General features: G+C 69.7%; 17 protein-coding genes and 1 pseudogene. 6 read left to right on the top strand and 12 right to left on the bottom strand.

Annotated features, from left to right (window positions below; genetic code table 11):
- Window positions 1-5: 5 nt before the first annotated feature.
- From IPH07_27095 to bchF, 4 genes are read right to left on the bottom strand one after another with little or no spacing between them, the layout of a single operon-like run.
- Window positions 6-3,701 carry a magnesium chelatase subunit H gene (locus IPH07_27095; GenBank protein MBK6921092.1) on the bottom strand — a complete coding sequence of 1,232 codons (3,696 nt, stop codon included), beginning with the start codon at window positions 3,699-3,701 and terminating at the stop codon, window positions 6-8.
- The gene (locus tag IPH07_27090) at window positions 3,676-5,247 is read right to left on the bottom strand and encodes a ferredoxin:protochlorophyllide reductase (ATP-dependent) subunit B (protein MBK6921091.1); all 1,572 of its coding nucleotides are present in this window, start codon (window positions 5,245-5,247) and stop codon (window positions 3,676-3,678) included. Before IPH07_27090 ends, IPH07_27095 begins: the two co-directional genes overlap by 26 nt.
- A 1-nt stretch (window position 5,248) precedes the next feature.
- Window positions 5,249-6,529, bottom strand: a complete 1,281-nt coding sequence (locus IPH07_27085; GenBank protein ID MBK6921090.1) for a ferredoxin:protochlorophyllide reductase (ATP-dependent) subunit N — start codon at window positions 6,527-6,529, stop codon at window positions 5,249-5,251.
- Window positions 6,530-6,531: 2 nt separating this feature from the next.
- A complete protein-coding gene (gene bchF, locus IPH07_27080; protein MBK6921089.1) occupies window positions 6,532-7,062 on the bottom strand; it encodes a 2-vinyl bacteriochlorophyllide hydratase in 531 nt (176 codons plus the stop codon).
- Window positions 7,063-7,195: 133 nt separating this feature from the next.
- On the opposite strand from bchF, the gene chlG reads away from it, so the two are divergent.
- From chlG to IPH07_27065, 3 genes are read left to right on the top strand one after another with little or no spacing between them, the layout of a single operon-like run.
- Entirely contained in the window at window positions 7,196-8,119 is a 924-nt protein-coding gene (gene chlG / locus IPH07_27075; GenBank protein ID MBK6921088.1) for a chlorophyll synthase ChlG, read from the top strand.
- A gap of 39 nt (window positions 8,120-8,158) precedes the next feature.
- Window positions 8,159-9,346, top strand: a complete 1,188-nt coding sequence (locus IPH07_27070) for a geranylgeranyl diphosphate reductase (GenBank protein ID MBK6921087.1) — start codon at window positions 8,159-8,161, stop codon at window positions 9,344-9,346.
- 8 nt (window positions 9,347-9,354) lie between these two features.
- On the top strand, window positions 9,355-9,636 hold the full coding sequence (locus IPH07_27065; protein MBK6921086.1) for a hypothetical protein: 282 nt from the start codon (window positions 9,355-9,357) through the stop codon (window positions 9,634-9,636).
- Window positions 9,637-9,784: 148 nt separating this feature from the next.
- On the opposite strand, the gene IPH07_27060 is transcribed toward IPH07_27065, so the two are convergent.
- The 8 genes and pseudogenes from IPH07_27060 to IPH07_27025 all read right to left on the bottom strand — a co-directional run bounded on the left by IPH07_27060 (window position 9,785) and on the right by IPH07_27025 (window position 19,487).
- Window positions 9,785-10,834, bottom strand: a complete 1,050-nt coding sequence (locus IPH07_27060; protein ID MBK6921085.1) for a photosynthetic reaction center cytochrome c subunit — start codon at window positions 10,832-10,834, stop codon at window positions 9,785-9,787.
- Between the two features lie 500 nt (window positions 10,835-11,334).
- A pseudogene (locus tag IPH07_27055) lies at window positions 11,335-12,282 on the bottom strand (photosynthetic reaction center subunit M).
- A gap of 13 nt (window positions 12,283-12,295) precedes the next feature.
- Window positions 12,296-13,120 (bottom strand): photosynthetic reaction center subunit L, encoded by an 825-nt coding sequence (locus IPH07_27050; protein ID MBK6921084.1) that lies wholly within the window; start codon window positions 13,118-13,120, stop codon window positions 12,296-12,298.
- A 37-nt stretch (window positions 13,121-13,157) separates the two neighbouring features.
- Window positions 13,158-14,066 carry an alpha/beta fold hydrolase gene (locus IPH07_27045; protein MBK6921083.1) on the bottom strand — a complete coding sequence of 303 codons (909 nt, stop codon included), beginning with the start codon at window positions 14,064-14,066 and terminating at the stop codon, window positions 13,158-13,160.
- Complete coding sequence (locus IPH07_27040) at window positions 14,057-15,886, bottom strand: magnesium chelatase subunit D (GenBank protein MBK6921082.1); 1,830 nt, start codon at window positions 15,884-15,886, stop codon at window positions 14,057-14,059. The genes IPH07_27045 and IPH07_27040 overlap by 10 nt, the downstream gene beginning before the upstream one ends.
- 5 nt (window positions 15,887-15,891) lie before the next feature.
- On the bottom strand, window positions 15,892-16,914 hold the full coding sequence (bchI, locus tag IPH07_27035) for a magnesium chelatase ATPase subunit I (protein ID MBK6921081.1): 1,023 nt from the start codon (window positions 16,912-16,914) through the stop codon (window positions 15,892-15,894).
- A gap of 20 nt (window positions 16,915-16,934) precedes the next feature.
- Complete coding sequence (locus IPH07_27030) at window positions 16,935-18,104, bottom strand: hypothetical protein (protein ID MBK6921080.1); 1,170 nt, start codon at window positions 18,102-18,104, stop codon at window positions 16,935-16,937.
- A gap of 3 nt (window positions 18,105-18,107) precedes the next feature.
- The gene (locus IPH07_27025) at window positions 18,108-19,487 is read right to left on the bottom strand and encodes a BCD family MFS transporter (protein MBK6921079.1); all 1,380 of its coding nucleotides are present in this window, start codon (window positions 19,485-19,487) and stop codon (window positions 18,108-18,110) included.
- 111 nt (window positions 19,488-19,598) lie between these two features.
- Between IPH07_27025 and IPH07_27020 the strand changes: the two genes are divergently transcribed.
- The 3 genes from IPH07_27020 to IPH07_27010 all read left to right on the top strand — a co-directional run bounded on the left by IPH07_27020 (window position 19,599) and on the right by IPH07_27010 (window position 22,561).
- The gene (locus IPH07_27020) at window positions 19,599-20,480 is read left to right on the top strand and encodes an alpha/beta hydrolase (GenBank protein MBK6921078.1); all 882 of its coding nucleotides are present in this window, start codon (window positions 19,599-19,601) and stop codon (window positions 20,478-20,480) included.
- A 72-nt stretch (window positions 20,481-20,552) separates the two neighbouring features.
- Window positions 20,553-21,416: a polyprenyl synthetase family protein gene (locus tag IPH07_27015; protein ID MBK6921077.1), complete on the top strand. Its 864-nt coding sequence runs from the start codon at window positions 20,553-20,555 to the stop codon at window positions 21,414-21,416.
- Window positions 21,413-22,561: a methyltransferase domain-containing protein gene (locus IPH07_27010; protein MBK6921076.1), complete on the top strand. Its 1,149-nt coding sequence runs from the start codon at window positions 21,413-21,415 to the stop codon at window positions 22,559-22,561. The genes IPH07_27015 and IPH07_27010 overlap by 4 nt, the downstream gene beginning before the upstream one ends.
- Window positions 22,562-22,609: the final 48 nt, after the last annotated feature.

Genomic DNA, 22,609 nt, shown 5'->3' with positions numbered 1-22,609 from the left:
CGCCCTCAGGCGACGCGGGATACCGCCCCTTCGAGGCGGTCTTCGAGTGCGTCGCCGGCCCGGACGAGGGCAGCGAGGGTCTCTGGGTCCGGGTGCCAGTATTGGCGCTCCGAGGCCTCGAGGAGGCGATAGGCCAGCTTCACCGACGCCTTGGGATTGAGCGCGGCAAGCCGATCGCGCATCTGCGGATCGAGCATGTAGGTGTTGGTCAGCTCGCGGTAGACCCACGGCTCGACCTGGGCGGTGGTCGCGGACCAGCCGAGCGTGTTGGTGACCTGGGCTTCGATCTGTCGCACGCCCTCGGCCCCGTGACGCAGCATTTCCTCGCTCCACTTGGGGTTGAGCGAGCGCGTGCGGGTCTCGAGCGCGACCTGCTCGCGCAGGGTCCGAACCTGCTCACCCGACCCGGTCTGGTCGCCGATGTAGACCGGTAGCGCCGGCCCGCTGCCTCGCTGCGAGCGCGCGGCGCGGGCGATGCCTCCCAGGGTATCGAAGTAGTGATCGATCGTGGTGATCCCGAGCTCGACGGACTCGAGGTTCTGATAGGCGAGATCGACCCGCGCGAGCACGCTCTTGAGCAGGGTCTTCTGGGGCGCTGCGCGACCGCTGGGATGATACGCAAAGCACTTGCGCGCAGCGAACACGTCGCCGAGCTCGTCTTCGTCCTGCCACGCACCGCTCTCGATCATTTGGTTCACGTTCGCGCCGTAGGCGTTCTCGGCGTTGCCGAACACCCGCAGCGAGGCGGTCTCGAGATCGCAATTGTGGGCCGCCATATGCTCGAGCGCGTGCGCTCGCACGAAGTTCGATTCGATCGGCTCGTCGGCGCTCGCGGCCAAGAACGCGGCCTCGGCGAGGATCTTGGTCTGCATGGGCAGCAGATCGCGGAAGATGCCGGACAGCGTCATCATCACGTCGATCCGCGGGCGGCCGAGCTCGGCCAGCGGGATCAGCTCGGCGCCACAGACCTTGCCGTAGCTATCGGTGCGCGCGCGTGCGCCGAGCAAGGCCAGCGCCTGCCCGATGGGTCCGCCGCCCGACTTGAGGTTGTCGGATCCCCACAGCACCAGCGCGATCGATCGGGGGAATGCGTTGCCTTCGTCGAGGTGTTTGCGCAGCAGGAGTGCGGCTTGCCGCTCGCCCTCGCGCATCGCGAAGTCGCTGGGGATGGCGCACGGATCGAAGCCGTGGACATTGCGCCCGGTCGGGAGCACGTCGGGGTTGCGAAGGAGATCGCCACCCGGCGCGGGGCGGATGAAGCGGCCGTCGAGCGCCCGCAGCAGCGCCGGGATTTCGTGATCCTCTGCGAGCTGTCGGTCGGTGTGCTGCAGCGTCTCGCAGCGCGCGATGGCGTGCTTGCTCGGCTCCACGCCGCCGGCGATCAATGCGGCCTTCGGCGAGGCGCCCGACACCAGGGCCGCGATCGTCGGCTGCGGCAGGGGACCCTCGGGGGCGACCTCGGCGATCGCCGTCAGGTAGTCGATCCGCGCAGCCTTCGGCATCGGCTCACCGAGCACGTGCAGCCCGCAGGGAATCAAGGTCTGCTCGAGCTCGTGCAGCGCGACGCTCAGGGTTGCGAGCTCCGGTGCGAGCGGCCCCGGCCACGCCGGTTCGGCGGCCACGAGGTCGAGCGCTGCGGCCTGCGCCTGGATGAACGGCACCAGGTTGACGGCCTCGCCGTCGCTGGCGGGGAGCGAGCGCAGACGATCGAGCGAGGCGCGGAGGCTCTGCAGCTCGCGATACAGTCCGGAACGCGTCACCGGTGGCGTCAGGTAGCTGACCAGTGTCGCCGCCGATCGCCGGCGGGCGATCGTGCCCTCGGAGGGGTTGTTGGACGCGTAGAGATAGACATTGGGCAGATCGCCGAGCAAGCGATCGGGCCAACAGTGCCGCGACAGGCCCACCTGCTTGCCGGGCATGAACTCCAGCGCGCCGTGGGTGCCGAAGTGCAGCACGACGTCGGCACGGAAGTCCTCGCGCATGTAGCGGTAGAACGCCGCGAACGCGTGGGTGGGGGCGAAGCTCGACTCGAAGAGCAACCGCATCGGGTCGCCCTCGTAGCCGAAGGTCGGTTGGATGCCGACCATGACCCGGCCGAACTTCGCCCCGAGCACGAAGATCGAGGAGCCACTGCTGAGGTGCTTGCCGGGCGCCGGGCCCCACTGCTTCTCGATCTCCGCGAGGTGAGGGGTCCGACGCACGTGGTCGTCGGCGGAGACCCGCGCCATCACGTTGGCGTCGGTGCCGAACTGGCCCGCGTTGCCCTCGAGAACCTTCGCGCGCAGGGCATCGACGGTCGCGGGGACCTCGACGTCGTAGCCGTCGGCGGCCATCGCGAGCAGGGTCCGGTGCAGTGACTCGAACACCGAGAGGTACGCGGCCGTGCCGGTGGCGCCCCCGTTGGGCGGGAAGTTGAAGAGCACGATCGCGACGTTGCGTTGCGAGCGTTCCTTGCGTCGCAGCTGCACCAGCCGCTCGAGGCGCCCGGTGAGGCGCTCGATCCGATCGTCGATGCCGACCATCGCGCCCTTCATGCCGCCGCGGCGGCCGGCGAACACGACCGGCGCGGTGGCGCCGTCGAGCTCGGGGATCGCGACCATCATCGTCGACTCGATCGCCGTCAGACCCGAGACCGAGGCCTCCCACTGCTCGATGCTCTGGAACTCGAGCGGCTGGGCGGTGACGAACGGAACGTCGAGCTGCGTGAGGATCTCCTCGGCCGCGCGCGCGTTGTTGAACGCCGGCCCGCCGACCAGCGAGAAGCCCGTCAACGACAGCACCGCATCCACGCGGACGCGATGCTTGTCCATGAAGAACTTCTCGATCGCCGGGCGGTTGTCGAGGCCGCAGGCGAACGCGGGGATGACCCGAAGTCCGCGCGCCTCGAGGCTCTCGATGACCTGATCGTAGTGGCGCGTGTCGCCGGCGAGCACATACGAGCGCATCACCAACAGGCCGACGGTGCCGCGTGCCTGCGCGGGCTCGGGCAGCTCGGCGAGGGACTCGGAGATGCGTGCACGCAGGCGCGGGTGATAGACGCCGACCTCGGGATAGCACCGCGGCGCGCCGGGCTTCAGCGTGCCGCGCAAGCCCCGACGCGGGCCATCGGCGTACTGGGTGACGAACAATCGCACCATGTCGGCGAGATTGTCGGTCGAGCCCGACAGCAGATACGACATGGTCAGGAAGTAGGCCCGCAGATCCTGTGCCTTGCCGGGGATGAGTGCGAACAGCTTCGGCAAGAAGCGCAGCATCGCGAGCTGGCCCGCGCCGCCCGATTTGTTGGCCCCGGTGCCCTTGCCGCGCAGCTTCTTGAGCAGCGACATGCCCTTCTTCGAGCCGTTCATGCGGAACTCGCCCATGCGGGTCAGTCGCATGACCTCGCCGGCGGAGAGCGTGCAGATCATGGCATCGCACGACTCGTGGCGGGCCTCGAGCGCCGGCAGGACCGCACGGATGTGCTCCTCGAGAAAGAACATGTTGGCGAGGATGATGTCGCCCTCGGCGATGTCGCGGCGGCAGGTCTCGACTGCGCGCGGATCGCTGAACGTCGTCATCGCGTGGTGCCGCAGGTCCAGCCCCGGGATCTCGGGCTCGAGCCGCTCGCGCACGCGGTCCATCACGCCCCCGAGGTGATGATCGAGGGTGATGATCACCACGACGATCGGCGTGGCGTCAGGCTTGGAAGTGGGCCTTTGCATCGTAGAGCGTCTCCAGCGTGATGGGGGTCCGTCCAAACTCCCGAGCAAAGCGTTCGGTGTTTCGCCGCGCCTTGCCGCGCACGAAAAACGGGATCTTCTTGAGCTCGCGCTCGGCCTCCTCGGTCCAGCGCGGCGCGTCGGACTCGGCCGCCGCGGGGCTCTCTGCCGCCGCCGGGGGTGGCGTGGGCGCAGCTGCTGGCGCCTCGACCACCGTCGGCGAGGCCGCAGCGCCCAGGTGCGAGGGGCCGCGTCCGTCGGCGAACTCGAAGTCGTCGCGGAACATCGCCAAGAGGTGCTCTTCGAGACCCATCATCAGCGGGTGCACCCAGGTGTCGAACAGCACGTTGGCGCCCTCGAAGCCCATCTGCGGCGAGTAGCGGGCCGGATAGTCCTGTACGTGCACCGGCGCCGAGATCACCGCGCAAGGCAGCCCCAGGCGCTTGGCGATGTGGCGTTCCATCTGCGTGCCGAGCACCAGCTCGGGCTGCAGTGCGCCGATGCGCTCCTCGACCAACAGGTGATCGTCGGTGATGAGCGCCTCGACGCCGTAGCCAGCGGCGGCCTCGCGGACCTCGCGTGCGAACTCGCGGCTGTAGGTGCCCAGCCCGATGACCTCGAAGCCGAGCTCGGCGGTGGCGATGCGGGCCGCGGCAATCGCATGACTCGCGTCGCCGAACACGAAGACCTGCTTCTTCGTGAGGTAGGTCGAGTCGACCGAACGCGAGTACCAGGGCAGGCGACAGCTGGCGTCGTCGATCACCGAGTCCGCATCGGCGCCGCTCATCTGGGCGACCCGTTGGCAGAACTCGCGGGTCGCGATCACACCCAGCGGCGCCGACAAGCACGGCTGCGCGAAGGTCTTGCCGAGCCAACGCGCGACCGAGTCGGCGATCTCGGGGTACATGACCACGTTGAAGTCGGCCTGGGCGAGCCGTGCGAGATCGTGGGGGGACGCACCGAGCGGCGCGACGACCTCGACGTCGACGCCCAAGCGGTCGAGCAGCCGGGTCAGCTCCATCACGTCGTCGCGATGGCGAAAGCCGAGCGCGGTGGGGCCGAGCAGGTTGCAGCGTGGCCGCGAGCGCTCGCTGCGGAGCGGCACCGTCGCGGGGCAGCAGGCGCGGACGATCTTGTAGAACGTGTGCGCAGCGCCCCAGTTCTCCTTGCGCTGGTAGGCCGAGAGCTCGAGCGGCACCACCGGGATGGGCAGGCCCAGTGCCGCAGCGATGCCACCGGGGTCGTCCTGGATCAGCTCGGCCGTACACGATGCGCCGACCAGCAGCAGCTCGGGTGCGAAGCGCTGGTAGGCCTCGCGGGCGGCGGTCTTGAACAGCTCGGCGGTATCGCTGCCGAGGTCGCGCGCCGCGAAGGTGGTGTAGGTCACCGGCGGGCGCTCGCGTCGGCGCTCGATCATCGTGAAGAGCAGATCGGCGTAGGTGTCACCCTGCGGCGCGTGCAGCAGGAAGTGCACGCCCTTCATGGCAGTCGCGACTCGCATCGCGCCGACATGGGGGGGGCCCTCGTAGGTCCAGACCGCGAGTTGCATGCTAGACCGCGAGTCGTCCGCGACGGAGCAGCGGACGCGAGAAGAGGTTGGCGAGATCGGCGGCGTGCTCGAAGCCGTGCACCGGGGTGAAGACCAGCTCGATCGACCACTTGGTGGTGATGCCCTCGACCTCGAGGGGATTGGCGAGACCCAGGCCGCAGACCACGAGGTCGGGCCTGGCGGCGCGGCATCGGTCGAGCTGACGCTCGACATCCTGGCCCTCGCTCAGCACCACCGACGCTGGCAGCATCGCCAGCTCGGCGGCGAGGTGCTCGCGCTGCAGGTACGGCGTGCCGACCTCGAGCAGCTCCATGCCGAGCTCGCGGTGGAGGAAGCGCGCCAGCGGGATCTCGAGCTGCGAGTCGGGGAACAGGAACACTCGCTTGCCCTCGAGTGCCGTGCGGATCTTGGCGAGCGCCGCCTGAGCTCGGCGCTCGGCGGGCCCGACGACCTCCTCGAAGCGTGCGCGGGGCACCTCGAATGCAGACGCGGCGGCGGCGAGCCAGCTGCGTGTGCCCTCGGCACCGAAGGGGAAGGCCGCCGGCAGTCGCTGCGCGCCGAGTCGGTCGAGCGCTGCGCCGGTCTCCGCGAGGAACGGTTGCGCCAACAGGTAGCGGGTCTGCGGTCCGACCTCCGGCAGCTCCCACGCCCTGCGCGGCGGGAAGAACTGCACTGGGATCCCGAGCGCGTCGAAGCTGCGGCGGAAGCCGTCTTCGACCGGATCGGCGAGCGTCCCGACCACGAGCAACGAGCTCGGTGCACGGGGCGATGCCGGCGTGGCACCGCGCAGCAGTGACGCCAAGCAGGCATCTTCGCCCTGTGTGAAGGTGGTCTCGAGCCCGCTGCCCGAGTAGCTCACGAACCGGACCGAGGGGCCGTGCGACTTCGACAGGCGCTCGGCTGCCCGTGACAGGTCGAGCTTGATCACCTCCGAAGGGCACGAACCCACCAGGAACAACGTGCGGATCTCGGGGCGACGCGCGAGCAGGCGCGCGACCACGCGGTCGATCTCGTCGTTGGCGTCGGCGAGTCCCGCGAGATCGCCCTCCTCGAGAATCGCGGTCGCGAAGCGGGGCTCGGCGAAGATCATCACGCCGGCCGCCGACTGCAGCAGGTGGGCGCAGGTTCGCGAGCCGATCACCAGGAAGAACGCGTCCTGGATCTTGCGGTGCAGCCACATGATCCCGGTGAGCCCACAGAAGACCTCGTGTTGCCCGCGCTGGCGCAGCACCGGCAGTGCGTCGGCGTGGCTGCGGTTCGACGTCGCGACGTGGTCGGGCATGGTCACGCAGCGCTCCGCGAGACCGACACCAGCGCAACTCGCTCTTGCAGGCGAGCAGCGCGGAGCTTGAGCACGAACTGGGTCGCGTTCACGAGATACGCGGCGTAGGCTGCGAGCGCGACGAAGAGCTGCGCACGCGTGTCGACCACGCCACTGACGAGCGCGAGCACGTACGCGACGTGCAACGCGATCACCAGCATGCTGAAGACGTCTTCCCAGTAGAACGCGGGCGCGAAGAGGTAGCGCCCGAACACCACCTTCTCCCAGATGGCGCCGGTGACCATGATGGCGAGCAGCAGCGCCGTCTTCACCAGCACCGAGATCGCGGCCGCGTCGGCACCACGCCCGCTCGCGAGCGTGCGCAGCACGAGCGCCACGCTGACGGCGAAGGCCAAGAACTGGATGGGCGCCAGCACACCCTGCACGAGTGTCCAGGGGGTCGCGTCGCGTCGCCGACGTTGATCCGGCGTGTACAGCGGGGTCGCCCGGCCCGTTCGGGGCCCGCCAGGCGGAGACACGTCCGAGGGCGACATCGAAGCAAAGCCTGCCCGTGGCCCCTGGGACTGTCAAGTGTATTTGACACAATTCGACGTCCGTCCACTTTACACTCGGATGGGGGGGTGTTACCCAGGGATCGAGGTCTCCGCGATGCAGCTCGACTCGGCCATGGCGAAACCCGGCGAACGGTTGCCCGCGCGGCTCACCCGGCGCGCTGTTCCCAGCCCGTCCGCGGTCATCGAGCTGCTCAAGCCGGTGACATGGTTCGCGCCCATGTGGGCGCTGGGCTGCGGCGTCGTGTCGGCGGGCGTACCGGTGCTCGAGCACCTGCCGTCGATCCTCGGCGCCGCGTTGCTGGCGGGGCCGCTGGTGTGCGGCACCAGCCAGGCGTGCAACGACTGGTTCGATCGCCACGTGGACGCCATCAACGAGCCCAACCGACCGATCCCCTCGGGCCGGGTGCCGGGCCGTTGGGGGCTCGGCATCGCGATCGCCTGGACCGCGCTGTCGCTGGCGGTGGGCTGGGCGCTGGGGCCGTGGGTCTTCGTGGCTTCGATCGTGGGGCTGCTGCTCGCGTGGGCCTACAGCGCGCCACCGCTGCGACTCAAGCTCAACGGTTGGTGGGGGAACGCCGCCGTCGGGCTCTGCTACGAGGGACTGCCGTGGTTCACCGGCGCGGCCGCACTCACGGTGCAGATGCCCGACGCCCACATCGGTTGGCTCGCGCTGCTGTACAGCGTGGGCGCGTTCGGGATCATGGTGCTGAACGACTTCAAGGCGGTCGAGGGCGACCAGGCCTTGGGTGTGCGCAGCCTACCGGTGCAGCTCGGTGTGCGGCCGGCGGCGGTCTTCGCCTGCGTCGTCATGGCAATCCCCCAAGTCGTCGTGGTCGCGATGCTCGCGGCCAGCGGACGTCCGGTCGAATCGCTGGTGGTGGCGGGATTGTTGGCCGCGCAGCTGCTGCTGATGCCGATGTTGATCCGGAATCCACGCAAGCGTGCACCGCTCTACAACGCCACCGGCACGACGTGCTTCGTGCTGGGCATGCTCGTCAGCGGCTTCGCCGTGCGGGCGCTCGACACCTTGGGCTGAATCGGTACACCCGCGGACCACGAATCGGAGATCCCCATGATGAACACGAACGAATCCTTCGATGCCGTCGTCGTCGGTGGCGGGCCCGCCGGCGCCACGGCGGCCGACGAGCTCGCACGGGCCGGTCACTCGGTCCTGCTGCTCGACAAGGCCGGGCGGATCAAGCCTTGCGGCGGCGCCATCCCCCCGCGGCTCATCGCCGACTTCGCGATCCCGGACGACCTGCTGTGTGCGCGCATCCACTCGGCGCGGATGATCTCGCCGAGTCGGCGGGTGGTCGACATGCCGATCGATGGCGGATTCGTGGGCATGGTCGATCGCGAGGTTTTCGACGAGTTCCTGCGCCAGCGCGCCACCCGTCACGGCGCCGTGCGGTGCACCGGCAGCTTCGAGCGGATCTCCCGCGAGGACGACCACGCCGGCGTCGTCGTGCACTTCGGCGCCGACGGCCACAGCCACACCGTGCGCGCGCGCATGGTCATCGGCGCCGACGGTGCGCTGTCGAAGGTCGCGCGGCAGGAGGTCAGCGAGACCCCGCCCCCGTACGTCTTCGCCTACCACGAAGTGGTCGAGGCGCCGCCCTCGAACAGCGAAGGCTTCGACGCCTCGCGGTGCGACGTGATCTACGACGGCACCACGTCACCCGACTTCTACGGCTGGGTCTTCCCCCACGGCAAGTCGGTCAGCATCGGCTCCGGCAGTGCCGCGACGGGGTTCAAGCTCCGCGGGTCGATCGCGGAGCTCAGGGCGCGCGCGGGCCTGCAGGGCGCCGCCACCGTACGTCGCGAGGGCGCACCGATCCCGATGAAGCCGCTGAAGCGGTGGGACAACGGTCGTGACGTCGTGCTCGCCGGCGACGCCGCCGGGGTCGTGGCTCCGGCCTCGGGCGAAGGCATCTACTACGCCATGGTCGGTGGGCAGTTGGCAGCGCTCGCGGGCAACGAGTTCCTCGCGACCGGCAACCCGAAGGCACTGCAGCTGGCGCGCAAGCGCTTCATGAAGGCCCATGGTCGCGTGTTCTGGATCCTCGGGATCATGCAGCGCTTTTGGTACAAGAGCGACAAGCGGCGCGAGCGATTCGTGACCATGTGCCGCGATCCCGACGTGCAGATGCTGACCTGGCAGGCGTACATGCACAAAGAGTTGGTGCGGGCACGACCCGGCGCGCACATGCGCATCTTCTTCAAGGACATGGCCCACCTGCTGGGCCTCACGTCGCCCGCCTGAGCCTCGCGATGCTCGAGTTCCTGCTCGACGAAGGTCGCTTCGTCGACGTTGCGCTGGTCGCAATCGTCGCCGAGTTCGCGATCGTCGCGGGTGTGGTGCGAGCACGTCGCGCGGGGTCCCGCCTGCGCGTGCTCGACGTCGGCGGTCAGCTGCTCGCCGGTGCGCTGCTGCTTGCGGCGCTGCGGGTGGCGCTCGCGGGCGGCGATCCGCTGTGGGTCGTCGCGCTGACCACCGCCTCGCTGCCCGCCCACCTCTTCGACCTGTCGCGCCGCGTCGCTGCTTCGCGGTGAGCGACGAGGCTCGTCCACGCCCGCGCGGTGCGGCCAGAGAGCGGCCCCGCGCAGCGCGTTCGCTCGCGCATGTGCGTGCGCCCGGGCGATGCGCGGGTGCTCGACCCACGCGTCGCTCGGGCGCCTGATCCCGGTCGATGCGATCGCGTCAGGGCGCGCCGGCTGCACCTGCCGCGGGCGCGGTCCGCTGTGGCTGCGGCATGGCGCGTGCGAGCGGTGGGAAGTCCGGCAGCATGCTCTGGCCCAGCAGCGGCTTGAACGCGCCTTGATGGCAGGTCGCACAGTTGAGCTTGGGCCCATCACCGTTGGGGCCGAGTCGGTTCGGTGGGAACACCGACGCCAACGGCCCGAGCCACTCGTTGTTGAGGTGCCGAACCATGCGGATGCCGTGCCACGCCGTCGAGCGCGCGGCCGGGCTCTCGTCCCAGTTCTCCCACGCGCGCGAGTTGTGGCAGTACGTGCAGTTCACGCCCAGCGAGCGCGAGAAGTGCATCATCAGCGAGTAGGTCCACTCAGTCTGCTTGATCGACGAGTGGTTCTCTCCGGGCAACGCCTGGTCCGTCTGCACGCGGATGTTGGTGTCGCCGAGCAAGAACTCCTCGAACACCGTGCGCGGCAGGGCGGTCGCGTTGTCGGCGTTGAAGCGGTTCTGCTGCGCGTCGTAGCCCAGCGACGCCGTCAGGAGCTCTTCCTGGGGTTGCTCGTGCCAGATGTAGCGCGGCACCGGTTGGCCCCGGTGGCAGGTCCAGCAGGTGACGCCGGTCTGCTTGACGTGGCTCTGCAGGTCCTCGTTGATGTGCATGGTCATCTGCAGCATCCGGCGCGACACCACCTTGGTGTAGAGCGCGTCCGAGGCGAGGTCGCCGTCCACGTGGCAGTACGCGCAGCCCTGCTCGGGCGAAACCCACGCGGTGATCGAGTTCATCATGCCGACGAACTCGCCGGTGCTCAGGTGGCCGAGCACCTGCACGTTCTTGTAGGCGTCGACCGCCAGATCGCCCGACTTCGTCAGCGGGAGCGCCGGCGGCACGGTGTTGCCGGCGGTCCGGTCTGCGATGCGCTCCACCGAATCGGTGACCTGCATCGCGACGCCGTCGTAGCCGATCTGGGTGGTTCGCGTGGGCTCGAACCAGAACACCACCATCAGGAGGATGAAGAATCCAACCATCCCCAGGATTGTCTGCTTGAGACCACTCATGGCTGTCCCTCCTTGGCGTCCACGGTGGTGTCGGCCTTGCCTTCGCTCGGCGTCGGCTCCGCGGGTGTATCGTCCTTCGCGTCGGCCTTCGTGTCCTTCGCGTCGGCCTTGGTGTCCTTCGCGTCGGCCTTGGTGTCCTTCGCGTCGGCCTTGGTGTCCTTCGCGTCGGCCTTCGTGTCCTTCGCGTCGGCCTTCGTGTCCTTCGCGTCGGCCTTCGTGTCCTTCGCGTCGGCGTCGGCCTTCGCGTCGGCATCGGCTTTCGCGTCGGCGTCGGCCTTCGCGTCGGCATCGGCCTTCGCGTCGGCATCGGCCTTCGCGTCGGCATCGGCGATCGTGTCAGGTCCCTCGGGGGTCACCGGCACGCCGCCGGCTGCCGTGGGATCCACGACCTCGGTGGTCGGGGTCGGCTCCGGCGTCGGTGCGACGACCGGCGGTGCCACCGGTGCCGGTGCGACGGTCGCGGCCGGATCCGGTGCCCGTACGGTCGGCACGTCCGAGAGCGCAGGGTCCTGCGCATTCTCGTAGACCGCAGGGTACGACGGCGCAAAGTCGTGCTTCTGCGCCCACTGATACCAGTTGTCGACCGCGGTACCGCTCAGCAGGATACCGATGCCACCCGTCAGCGGACACAGGACCGCGAACCACCACGCCCAGCGATGGATCGATTCGAACGTCGCGTTGAAGCCCATGGTCCAGCGCCAGAACAGCGCGCTGCGCTCGGCCGCGGTGCCGCGATCCACGACCTGGCTCACCTCGCGTTCGCCACCGAGGTGGCTCACCGCGAGCACGGTCGCGCCGTGCATGGCGAACAGGAGCGTCGAGCCGTACAGGAAGACGATCGAGAGGCAGTGGAACGGGTTGTAGAACAGGTTGCCGTAGCGCAACGAGAACGCCGCCGTCCAATCGAGGTGCGGGAAGATGCCGAACGGCACCGCCTCGCCCCAGCTGCCCATCAGGATCGGCCGAATGAAGCCGAGCACGAGGTACAGCCAGATTGCAGAGGCAAAGCCCCAAGCGACGTGCGTCCCCATTCCCAGCGCCTTGGCGCGCTGGAAGGTCCGGCGCCACCACAGCAGGATGGACAGCGTCAGGAAGAAGCCAGCCATCAGCCACCACCCGCCCTGGTTCAGTGCGGGGATGGACAGGCCGCCCGAGGGCGGTGGGGGCTCGAGCGCGAGCCACGGCAGCTGGCGCACGAACTCCGTCGGGCTCCAGTCCACCGAGGCGAGCATGTTGAGCCCGATGATTTCGAACGCGATGAGGAAGCAGACGGCGGACGCGAGGCCGGTGTACCCGAGGTAGATGGGTCCCAACTGCGCGTTGCCGAACCACCCGATGAGGCGGGACAACCGCGCGCCGCGGCTGCGGCTCGCGGCGTTCGGAATCGGCATCGACGGGTTGGGGGGCGCCGCGACTTGTATCCGGGTGAAGATGTTCGTGTGCTGCATGGGAATCTCCGGACTAGGACCAGATCGGGAGGTTGAGCCACCAGCTCCACCATTCGGGCCAGCCCTTGGTCCAGTAGGGGCCGCTGAGGATGATGCAGATCGCGCTGAAGAATCCCGCGCTGAGCGCGAGCAGCAGGCCGAGGCGGTGGATGCCCAGCGCGCCGATCGAGTAGCCGATGTGATCGCGGAAGAACGTATCCTCGTACTCCGCACCCTTCACGGTTTCACCCTTCTGGGGGTTGGTCGCCGAGAGGATGAGGCCACCGTGCAGCGCCAACGCAAGCGTCGTGGTGAAGAAGAACGACACCGCAATCATGTGCGCCGGGTTGTAGTGGAAGTGCAGGTATTGGTACCCGACGTTCGACACCCAATCGAGGTGGCTGAAGATCCCGTACGGAAATGCATGGCCCCAGGCCCCGAGCATGACCGGGCGGATCACCACGAGCGTGAAGTAGGCGAATACCGCGACCCCATAGGCGAAGGCGATGTGGTAGCCCATCCCGAGCTTGCGGGCGATCTCGGCCTGCCGTAGTGCCCACGAGAGGAACGCCCCGAGGGCGCACACCGTCACCAGCTGCCAGATGCCCCCCTCGCGCAGGGGCGCGATGCCGAGGCCGTACTCGATGGGCGGCGGCGCGATGTTGATCAGCCACGGATTCCACGTGCTGCCCATCGCGGCGCCCCACAGGATCAGCGCGGTGCCGACCACCGCGAAGAAGATGGTCGTCACGCCGAAGAAGCCCACATAGAAGGGGCCGAACCAGAAGTCGAAGAGATCACCCCCGACGAGGGTGCCTCCGCGCACGCGGTATCGTCGTTCGAAGCTCAGCAGTGCCATCGGGTCGTCTCCAGTTGCTTGATTGGGCTTCGCGTCGTCATGGGTCGAGGGGCCGATCGAGGTGTTCGAGGATCAGTGCAGAAATGCGGTCGGGTTGCTCCTCGTGGAGCAGGTGGCCAACGTCGTCCACCACCGCGACCCTCGCGTGTCGGAGGCGCGCGGCGGCCTCGCGCACCTGCGACAGCGGCACCGCGAGATCGTTGCGCCCGGCGACCAGCAGGCATGGGATCGCGAGGGTCGACAAGTCGTCGTAGAGCTCGTCGATGCTCCAACGCGACATCATCGACAGCACGCCGGCGACGTGCTCGGGGCGAGCGACCAGCTCGCGGTACGACTCGACACCGGCCGGGTCGAGCACCGAACCGGTGCCGCGCAGGACCCGATCGATGCGTTGCGAGGTCGCGAAGCAAGCAGCAAGAAGTGCCGAGGCCCGCGAGCCGCTGAGCAGCGCGGCAGCGGGCGGTAGCACCGCGGCGGCGAGCCCACGAAAGGGCACCAGCGCAGGTGCGAGGCCGACGAGGAGCGACGGCGAGACCACGCCATCGAGCGCGAGGCGGGTCGCGATCGCTGCGCCCGCCGAGTGACCGATCAGCAGCTGCGGCTGCAGCCCGAGCGCCCTGACGAGCTCGCGCATGGCCGCGACCACGTTGGGCAACGTCGGGTCGAACGACGGCGCGAAGGACGAGCGCGCGTGCCCCGGGAGGTCGGGTGCGAGCACCGTGAAGGCGGGCGCCAGTCGCTGCATCAGCGGTACGCACGAGTGGCTCGATGCACCCGCGCCGTGCAGCAGCAACGCCACCGGACCCTGGCCCATCTCGAGCAGGTGCCACCGATTCGCCGCGACTTCGACGGTGCGGCTGTGGGGCCGATCGCCGATCGTCGCGCACGCTCGTGGGCCGCGCGCGACCGCGTTGCCCGCGGGGAGTTGGGCGGCGGCTACCGACATGGCATCGACTCGTGGGCGAGCGATCGGATCTCGCGGGAGACCCCGGCCGAGTCGAGATAGGGCAGCGCGAGGTACCGTGCGTTCATCTCGGTCGCGAGTGCACGCACCCGTGGGGTCGCGCGGGGTGAGGTGTCGAGCACGAGCGCGGGCACGCCCGCCAGCCGCAGCTGTCGCGAGCAAGCGAGCGCGTCGTCGGTGGCGGCGACCCCGGTGCGACCATCGCGTGCGACGTTGCCGCGCCCGTCGGTCATCATCACGACCAACGGCGCGCGCCCGCGCTTGCGCGCGTCGGTGGCGAGTGCGGTCGCGGCATCGATGCCCGCGGCCAACGGCGTGGTGCCGCCGCCGGCGAGATCCGCAAGTCGACGACGGACCCGCGCGAGCGATCGCGTGGGCGGCAGCACGACGTCGGCCAAGGTGCCGCGAAACGCGATCAGCGCGACGTGATCGCGGCGCACATAGCAATCACCGAGCAGCTGCTCCACCGCACCCTTGGCCTCGGCGAGGCGCTGCATCGCCGCCGAGCCCGACGCGTCGACGGCAAAGATCACGCAGGTCTCGGTGCGCTGACGGAATTGCTTGATGCGGAAATCCTCGCGGCGGACCTCCACCCGTCGCACCGACCCGCACTCGGCGAGCGTGAACGCTCCGCGCAGTCGCTGCCACGGCGCCGCGGCCCGCAGGGTGTCGAGCACGGCGATGCGTGCCCCCTGTCGCAGCTGGGCGGCACGACTGCCCGCGGGTCGTCCGCCCTGGATCGAGAGGCGCGTGCTGCCGGCTCGACCGGCGCCGGGCGGCGTCGCGCCGCGCGTTCGGTGCGTACGCAGCGTCTCCAACAACCCATCGGGTACGCCGCACCTGGCGGCTGCCAACACGATGTCCTCGAGCGAAGCGGGGTTGTTCGCATCCTCGTCGCGGGCATCGTCGTCGTCGCTCGCGGATGGCTGCGGCGGCGTGGCAGTCTCGGGCGCCGGCGTGGCGTCGCTGTCGTCGTCGGCGGTGGGCGCCGCGGCCTCGCCCGGAGCTTCCCAGCAGGTGGCCCGGCGACCGAGCACGAGTCGTGCGGCGACGTCGAGATCTTCGGTCTCCACCGCGACACGCCCCGCGAGCGCGGCGTGTACCCGAGCGGCGCGCGCGGCCAGGAGCACCGCACGAATCGAAGCGATGCCCAGCGTCAGCGCGGCACGGCACAGGGCATCGATCGCCTCGGGGGCCATCGTGACGGTGGCCAGGCGGGCGCGGACCTCGGTCAACGCATCGACGTGCGCGATGTCGTCGGGCAGCTCGCGCGGGTCGAACGCGTCCAGATCGAAGCCGAACGCCAGCCGGTCGAGCAGTGAGGCCGCGACCTGTTCGTCGTCGATGCCCTCATCGAGCACGACCAGCGAGAGCGAGCAGGGGACGACTGCGGTCACTCCGTCGCGCTCGATGGCGAGCTTGCCGCGGTCGAGCACCGCGCAGAGCGTCGCGCTGATCCGCGTCTCCACGCGCTCGGCCATCGGCAGCAGCACGAGGCCGCCATGGGCGGCGGCAAGCAGTCCCGGATCCCACACCACCGCGCCGCTGTGCAGCGTGGCCGCGAGCGCGATGCCACCCAGCAGACGATCATCGGTGACGTGGAGCGGCACCCGCGTGCATGGGGTCGACGCCGGCAGCAGGCCGCGGATCCACGCGCACACGCGATCACGCGGCGGACCGGAGCGGGCGCGCAGGTGCATGCCGCCCAGCCCGAACGGGTCGACCGCGAGCATGCGCGCGGCGACGATGACGTCGGTCCACGGTCGGGCCTGCGGCGCCGCAACGGCGGCATGGGGGAGGATGGCGCTCACGAGCGGAACACCTCTTCGAGGGCGCGATCGATGCGTGCGGTCGAGCCGACCTCGTCGAGCGGGTCGCGTCGCAGGCGGTGGCGAAGTGCGAGCGCGGCAACCTGCTGGAGGTGCAGTTCGGTGGTCTCGGTGGCGCCGTCGAGGCTGGCGGCGGCTCGAGCGGCACGGATCAGCGTGAGCTCGCCGCGCAGGCCGTCGGTCCCGAGCGTGGCGCACAGCGACGCCGCGCGCTCCATCACGGCATCGGACACGGCGAGCTCGCGCAGGCGCCCGCGCGCGTCGGCGAGCCGGCGGCTCAGCGCTGCTTCTTCGGCCGCGTACGACGCGAGGAATCGCTGCGGATCGTGGTCGAAGGCCATCCTGCGGCGAACGACTTCGACGCGCGCGGGGACCTCGGTCGGGGTCGAGATCTCGAGCGCGAGTCCGAAGCGATCGAGCAGCTGCGGCCGCAGCTCGCCCTCCTCCGGGTTGCCGCTGCCGATGAGCACGAAGCGCGCCGGGTGCCGCACGCTCACGCCCTCGCGCTCGACCACGTTCTCACCGGATGCGGCGACGTCGAGCAGGAGATCGACCAGGTGATCGGGCAGGAGATTGACCTCGTCGATGTACAGGAAGCCGCGATTGGCCCGCGCCAAGAGACCGGGCGAGAAGACCCGCTCGCCACGGGCGAGCGCGGCCTCGAGATCGAGCGCCCCAACCACCCGATCCTCGGTCGCGCCGAGCGGGAGATCCACCACCGGTACCGGGATCTGCTGGGTCTGGATCGCTGCGCCTTGACGACGCGGACACTCGGGCACGCAGCGGCTTGGATCGTCGCTGGGGTCGCAGTTGTACGCGCAGCCGCACACGGCGTTCATCCGCGGGAGCAGTGACGCCAGTGCCCGCACCGCGGTCGACTTGCCGGTGCCGCGATCGCCGAGCACCAAGACCCCGCCCAGGGTCGGATCGATGACGACCAGCTGGAGCGCGAGCTTCAGCTCATCCTGGGCGACGATCGCGGTGAATGGGAATGCCGACATGGTGACCTCTTGCGCGACGATCAGGCGACCGCCAGCTCCGAATGCACGGCGTCGGCGTCCCCGGGGGCGCCGACCCGGCGGCGACGAGCGGCGCGCCACAGCGCCCAGGTGCCGAGCCCCAGGCCGCCGAAGAACACCGCGAACGTCGTGGGCTCGAGCAGCAGCCACGGCTGACGCATCACCCCCCACTTCCCGAGGATCTCGATGGGCGTCCACACCACGATCATCGCGCCCACGGCATAGCGGATGGCGGGGCCCCAGCCGGCCTGTTGGTGCAGCTTCCACGTGCAATAAATCGACCCCGCGATCGCGGCGAACAGGATCGATTTGGTCGTGAGCGAGTAGACCCCAGCGACCTGCTCGTCATATGTCCACAGCAGCAGGAGATAGAAGAACCACACCGTCGTCGCGTACTGGAAGGCGCTGCGGGGGCCGTAGTTGTCGATCCGCCCGGTCGCGATGGGTCCGCGCATGGTCGGGGTGCGCTCGCGCCACCACAGGAACACCGGGCACCGCGACGACTCGAGGAACAACAGGTAGGCGAGAATGAGCAGCAGCCCACCCCAGCTGTGCTTGAGCAGCACATATTCGCCATAGCTGGCCACCAGCTGACCGTCGACCACCGCCACGGTCTTGCCGATGCCCAACGAACGCGACGCCAGCGTGAAGCCGTACTCGACCGCGCCGGTCCAGATCAGGTTGCCACCGAAGATGCCGAGGATGGATTGCGCGGCGTCGCTGCGGATCCTCGATGTGATCCAGATGAGCAGCAGCCCCAACGCGCTCATGCCCAGGGCCGCGTAGACCAGGAACCGGGTCACCGGCAGGGTGCGGACCTCGAGCGTGCCCGCCTCGGCCGCGGCCAGCCCGGCCGCGATCACGCGCCGTTCCGCGGGATCGTGGGTGCGCGCCCCGGCGGCCGCGAGCTCGTCCACCAGCGACAGATCGGTGAAGAGCCGCGCCGGCACCCCCGCGGCAGGGTCGGGACGGGCGACGGCGTGCTCGCCAGCGTTGACCGCGACCATGAACAGGTGCGCCGAGCCCAGCATCAACAGCACGAACAGGCTGGTGAGGATGGTGCGAAGCCAGCGACTGCCGTGCCATGCGCGACCCCCCGCGCGCACGCGCTCGCCGCTGCGCGGCGTGGGAGCAGTCGTCGCTGCGGTCGTGGCGATGCGCTGCGCGAGCATGGGTCAGACCGGGTCGACCAGGTAGTTAGGTTGCGGTGTGGGCAGGCTCGGGGTGGACGTGCGCTCGGTGCCGTGCTCGGGCAACGTCGTGCGCAGTGCGAGCCGAGCAGCGACGGTGAATCCGATCGCCTCGAGGGTGAAGACGAAGGCGTAGGCCAGGCCCGACGACTGACCGGCGATGCCCTGCGCAGCATCGACCAGCAGGGTCCCGAGGAATCCACCAGCTCCGAAGGCGATCGCCTGGGCCGCGCCCCACAGGCCCATCCGCGTGCCCTCGCGCCCGCTGCGACCGTGGGTCGACAGCGTCATCATCGCGGCGATGGCTGCGATCGAGAAGGCACCGTTGGCGACGCCGAGTAAGAACACGTTCTGGCTCAGGGGCCACCACATGCTGCCGGTCAGGCCAGCGAATGCGAGGCCCGACATCGTGAGTGCCGAGGCGATGCAACCGCCGACCACCCAACCTTTGAGCGATGCGATGCTGCGCCCCTTGAAGACCGAGGTGACGATCGCGACCAGCAACATGCCGACGAAGACGCCTGCGTGCTGCGAGCCGGCCAGCTTGGTCGAGGCGCCGGGCGACCAACCGAAGACGAGACCCGCGAATGGTTCGAGGATCAGATCCTGGGCGCTGTAGGCCAGCATCGACACCAAGACGAACGCAGTGAATCGACGGGCATCGGGTTCGGCCCACACCTGGGCGAGCGCGCGGCGGAATGCACCCGGCTCGGCCGCGGGGCGCGGGGGCGCTGCGGCGATGTGCACGATGCGGGCTTCGACGCCGTGCATCCCCACGAACGCGATGAGCAACGCAATCGCCGAGACCCCGGCGGTCACGCTCATCAGGCGACCATAGGAAAAGGGCTCGAGCAGACTGCCCGCAACCCCGGCCGTGATCGCGAACCCGGCGATCATCATCATCCACACCACCGTGGTCGCTGCCGCGCGTCGCGGCGCGGCGACCCCCTTGGCCAGCAGGACCAACAACGAGGTACCGCAGGCGCTCACGCCTCCGCCGATGGCGGCGTAGGAGACCACGGCGAGCGCGAGTCCCAGGCGGGGCTGCGCAGGCATGAGGGTGATGGCCGCGGCGGCACCGATGCCACCCAGCGCCAGCGCCACCATCCCGAGGAGGATCCACGGCGAGCGTCGCCCCCCCACGTCGGTGCCGTGCCCCATGCGCGGGCGCAGCAGCTGCATCGCATGGTGGAGCGTCACCAGGGCGCCAGGCACCGTCGCCGCCAGGGCCAGCTCGACCACCATGAGGCGGTTGAAGGTCGAGGTGGTGAGCACCACGACGGAGCCCAGGGCGGCTTGGACAGCGCCGAGACGGACGATGTCGAGCCATCCGAAGGTCTTGTCGCCAGGTGTCGCGCCGCGCATTTGTCCCCCTCGAGCGAGAACGTATGCTAGACTTGACGCCAAGTAGTGTCAAGAACATTTGACATACCCTTAGGGAAGGGCGCGGACGACGCTGGCGAGCTCCCGCCGGCGGTGCCTGGGCAGCCGAGGTGCCTTCGCGATCCCGGCGTCGGTGCACTCGAGCTCTACGCGTCGACGCCGACGGCCGCGGTCGAGGGTCCGCCGGTGCTGCTCGTGCACAGCGTCAACGCGGCCGCGTCCGCGTACGAGGTGCGCCCGCTGTACGAGCGTCTGTCCTCGGTGCGACCGACCTACGCGATCGACCTCCCGGGCTTCGGACGCTCCGATCGCAGCGATCGAGCCTACCTGCCGCGGCTCATGACCGACGCCGTCTTGCTCGCGGTCGATGCGATCCGCAAGGCGCACGGCGGTGGCCCGATCGATGCGTTGGCGCTGTCGTTGTCGTGCGAGTTCCTCGCCCGCGCCGCATGCGAGCGCCCGAGTGCGTTTCGAACCCTCGCGCTGGTGAGCCCCACGGGGCTGGGCCGCAAGCGCTTCGAAGGCCCGCCGGGGGGCAACCGCGGCCTCCCCTGGATGCGCGCGATCGTGCGGCGGCGATGGGTGGGGCCGCCGCTGTTTCGGTTGCTCACCCGGCCTCGGGTCATCCGTTACTTCCTCGCCCGGACGTACGGACGCCGCGAGATCGACGCCGGCCTCTGGGACTACGCGATCCGCACGGCGCACCAACGAGGGGCCGAGCACGCGCCGCTGTGGTTCCTCTCCGGTCACCTCTTCAGCACCGACGCGACCCAGCTCTACACGTCACTCACGATGCCGGTGTGGCTGAGCCACGGTGTCCGCGGCGACTTCGTCGACTACCAAGGCGCCGACGCGTTGCTCGAGCACCGCCCGCGATGGTCGCGGCAGGTGTTCGAGACCGGCGCGCTTCCCCACTTCGAACGACCGGACGCGTTCGCGGCCGCCTACCTCGAGGTGCTCCGCGCCGGCCCCTGACCCCGCGCGTCGACGGCCCGAGCGTCAAATCTACTTGACACTCTGATGTGTCAACCATCATGATACGCTACCGTGGCCACGGCGAACCTCGAAACCAGCCTCGCGCGTGGACTCGGAGAGCTGGAGCGCGATGCGCCTCCGCGGCTATCGGCCGCCCTGCGCCACGCCGTGTTCCCCGGCGGCGCCCGCATCCGACCGCGCCTGTGCATGGCGGTGGCCGCAGCGGCGGAGAACGACGACCCCGCGTTGGTCGACGCCACCGCGTGCGCGCTGGAGTTCCTCCACTGCGCGTCGCTCGTGCACGACGATCTCCCGTGCTTCGATGATGCGCCCACGCGACGCGGGCGACCCTCGGTCCACCACGTGTTCGGAGCTCCGCTCGCCGTACTCGTCGGCGATGCGCTCATCGTCGGCGCGTTCGAGTCGGTGGCCCGCGCATGCATCGGTGCGCCGACGCGCCTGCCACAGCTCGTGCTGATCCTGACCCGAGCTGCGGGCACACCCTCGGGTCTGGTCGCCGGCCAAGCGTGGGAAAGCGAGCCCAAGGTCCCGTTGTCGCGGTACCACCGGGCGAAGACCAGCTCGATGTTCGTCGCCAGCGCGATGGCCGGCGCGGTCGCGGCCGGCCGTGATCCGGAGCCGTGGCGCGCGATGGGTGAGCTGCTCGGCGAGGCGTATCAGGTCGCCGATGATCTGCTCGACGCGCACGCCATGGAGGACGTCGCCGGCAAGCCGACCCGGCAGGACGGACGGTTCGCGCGGCCGAACGCCGTCGCCGAGTACGGCTTGCCCGGCGCGATCGTGCGGCTTCGTGCCCTGGTGGCGCACGCCGCCGAGGCGGTGCCGCCGTGCGCAGGCGCCGAGATGCTTCGCGCACTCGTCGTCGAGATGGCCGAGCGCTTGGTTCCGGCCGGGCTGCGCCGAACCGCGGCATGACCGAGGCCGGTGTGTGGGCGACGGTGAGGCGGTTCGTCGACGGGGTCGTCATGGCCTGGCTGGCGACCCGCAACCGCATGCTGTGCAATCCCAGCTTCCAACGCTGGGCGGAGGGCTCGTGGATCGCACGTTTCGTCGCGCGGCGCCGGGCCTCTGCGCTGTTCGATCTGAGCGCGGGTTTCGTCTACTCGCAGGTGCTCTGCGCCGCGGCGCGGCTGGGCCTGCTCGACATCCTGCACGCCGGGCCGCGCTCGGCGACCGAGCTGGCGTTGCTGCTCGAGCTGTCACCCGACGCCACCGCGCGGCTGCTCGACGCCGCGGCATCGCTGGGGCTGGTGCAGGCGCGCGGCGATGCGTACTGGCTCGGCATCCACGGCTGCTCCTTCATCGGCAACCCGGCGGTCGCGCGCCTGGTCGAGCACAACACGATCTTCTATCGCGACATGGCCGATCCGGTCGCGCTGCTGCGCGGTGAGGTCCGCGGTGCCGAGGTGCATCGCTTCTGGACGTACACACAGGCCGACGCGCCGCCGGCCGCGGCACCCGGTGTCGCGGCGTACACCGAGCTGATGGCGGCTTCGATCCCGCTGTTGGTCGAGGACATCCTCGAGGCCTATGCGATCTCGGATCACCAGCGCCTGCTCGATGTCGGTGGTGGCGAGGGGGCGTTCCTCGAGGCCGCTGCAGCGCGTGCACCCGCGATCGAACTGATGCTCTTCGATCTACCCGGCGTCGCGACGCGAGCGTCGGCCCGGCTCGCCCGCGCGGGGCTGTCGTCACGGGTGCGGGTCGTGCCGGGTGACTGGCGTCGGGATCCGTTGCCCGAGGGCGCCGATCTCGTCTCGCTGGTTCGCGTGCTCCACGATCACGACGATCCCCAGGCGCTCGAGCTGCTGCGTGCGGTCCGACGGGTCGTGCGGCCGGGCGGGGTGGTGCTGATCGCCGAACCGATGCGCGGGACCGTCGGTGGCGAGCGCATGGGCGACGCGTACTTCGGCTTCTATCTGCTCGCGATGGGACAGGGCCGGGTGCGCACCCCGGCGGAGATCTCGGCCCTCCTCGAGCAGGCGGGCTTCGAGCCCGGTCGCCTGCGAGCCACGCGCCGCCCGATGATTTCACGACTGATTTCCGCTCGCGCCCGCTGAGTGTCATTTACACTTGACACAATTTGGTGTCTCGGTACTATTACACCG

It is taken from the genome of Deltaproteobacteria bacterium (genome assembly GCA_016709225.1).
Classification (GTDB): Bacteria; Myxococcota_A; Polyangia; order Nannocystales; family Nannocystaceae; genus Xiheibacterium; species Xiheibacterium phototrophicum.
The sequence above is the reverse complement of the archived record's forward strand: the minus strand, read 5'-3'. Positions and strand labels throughout refer to the sequence as shown.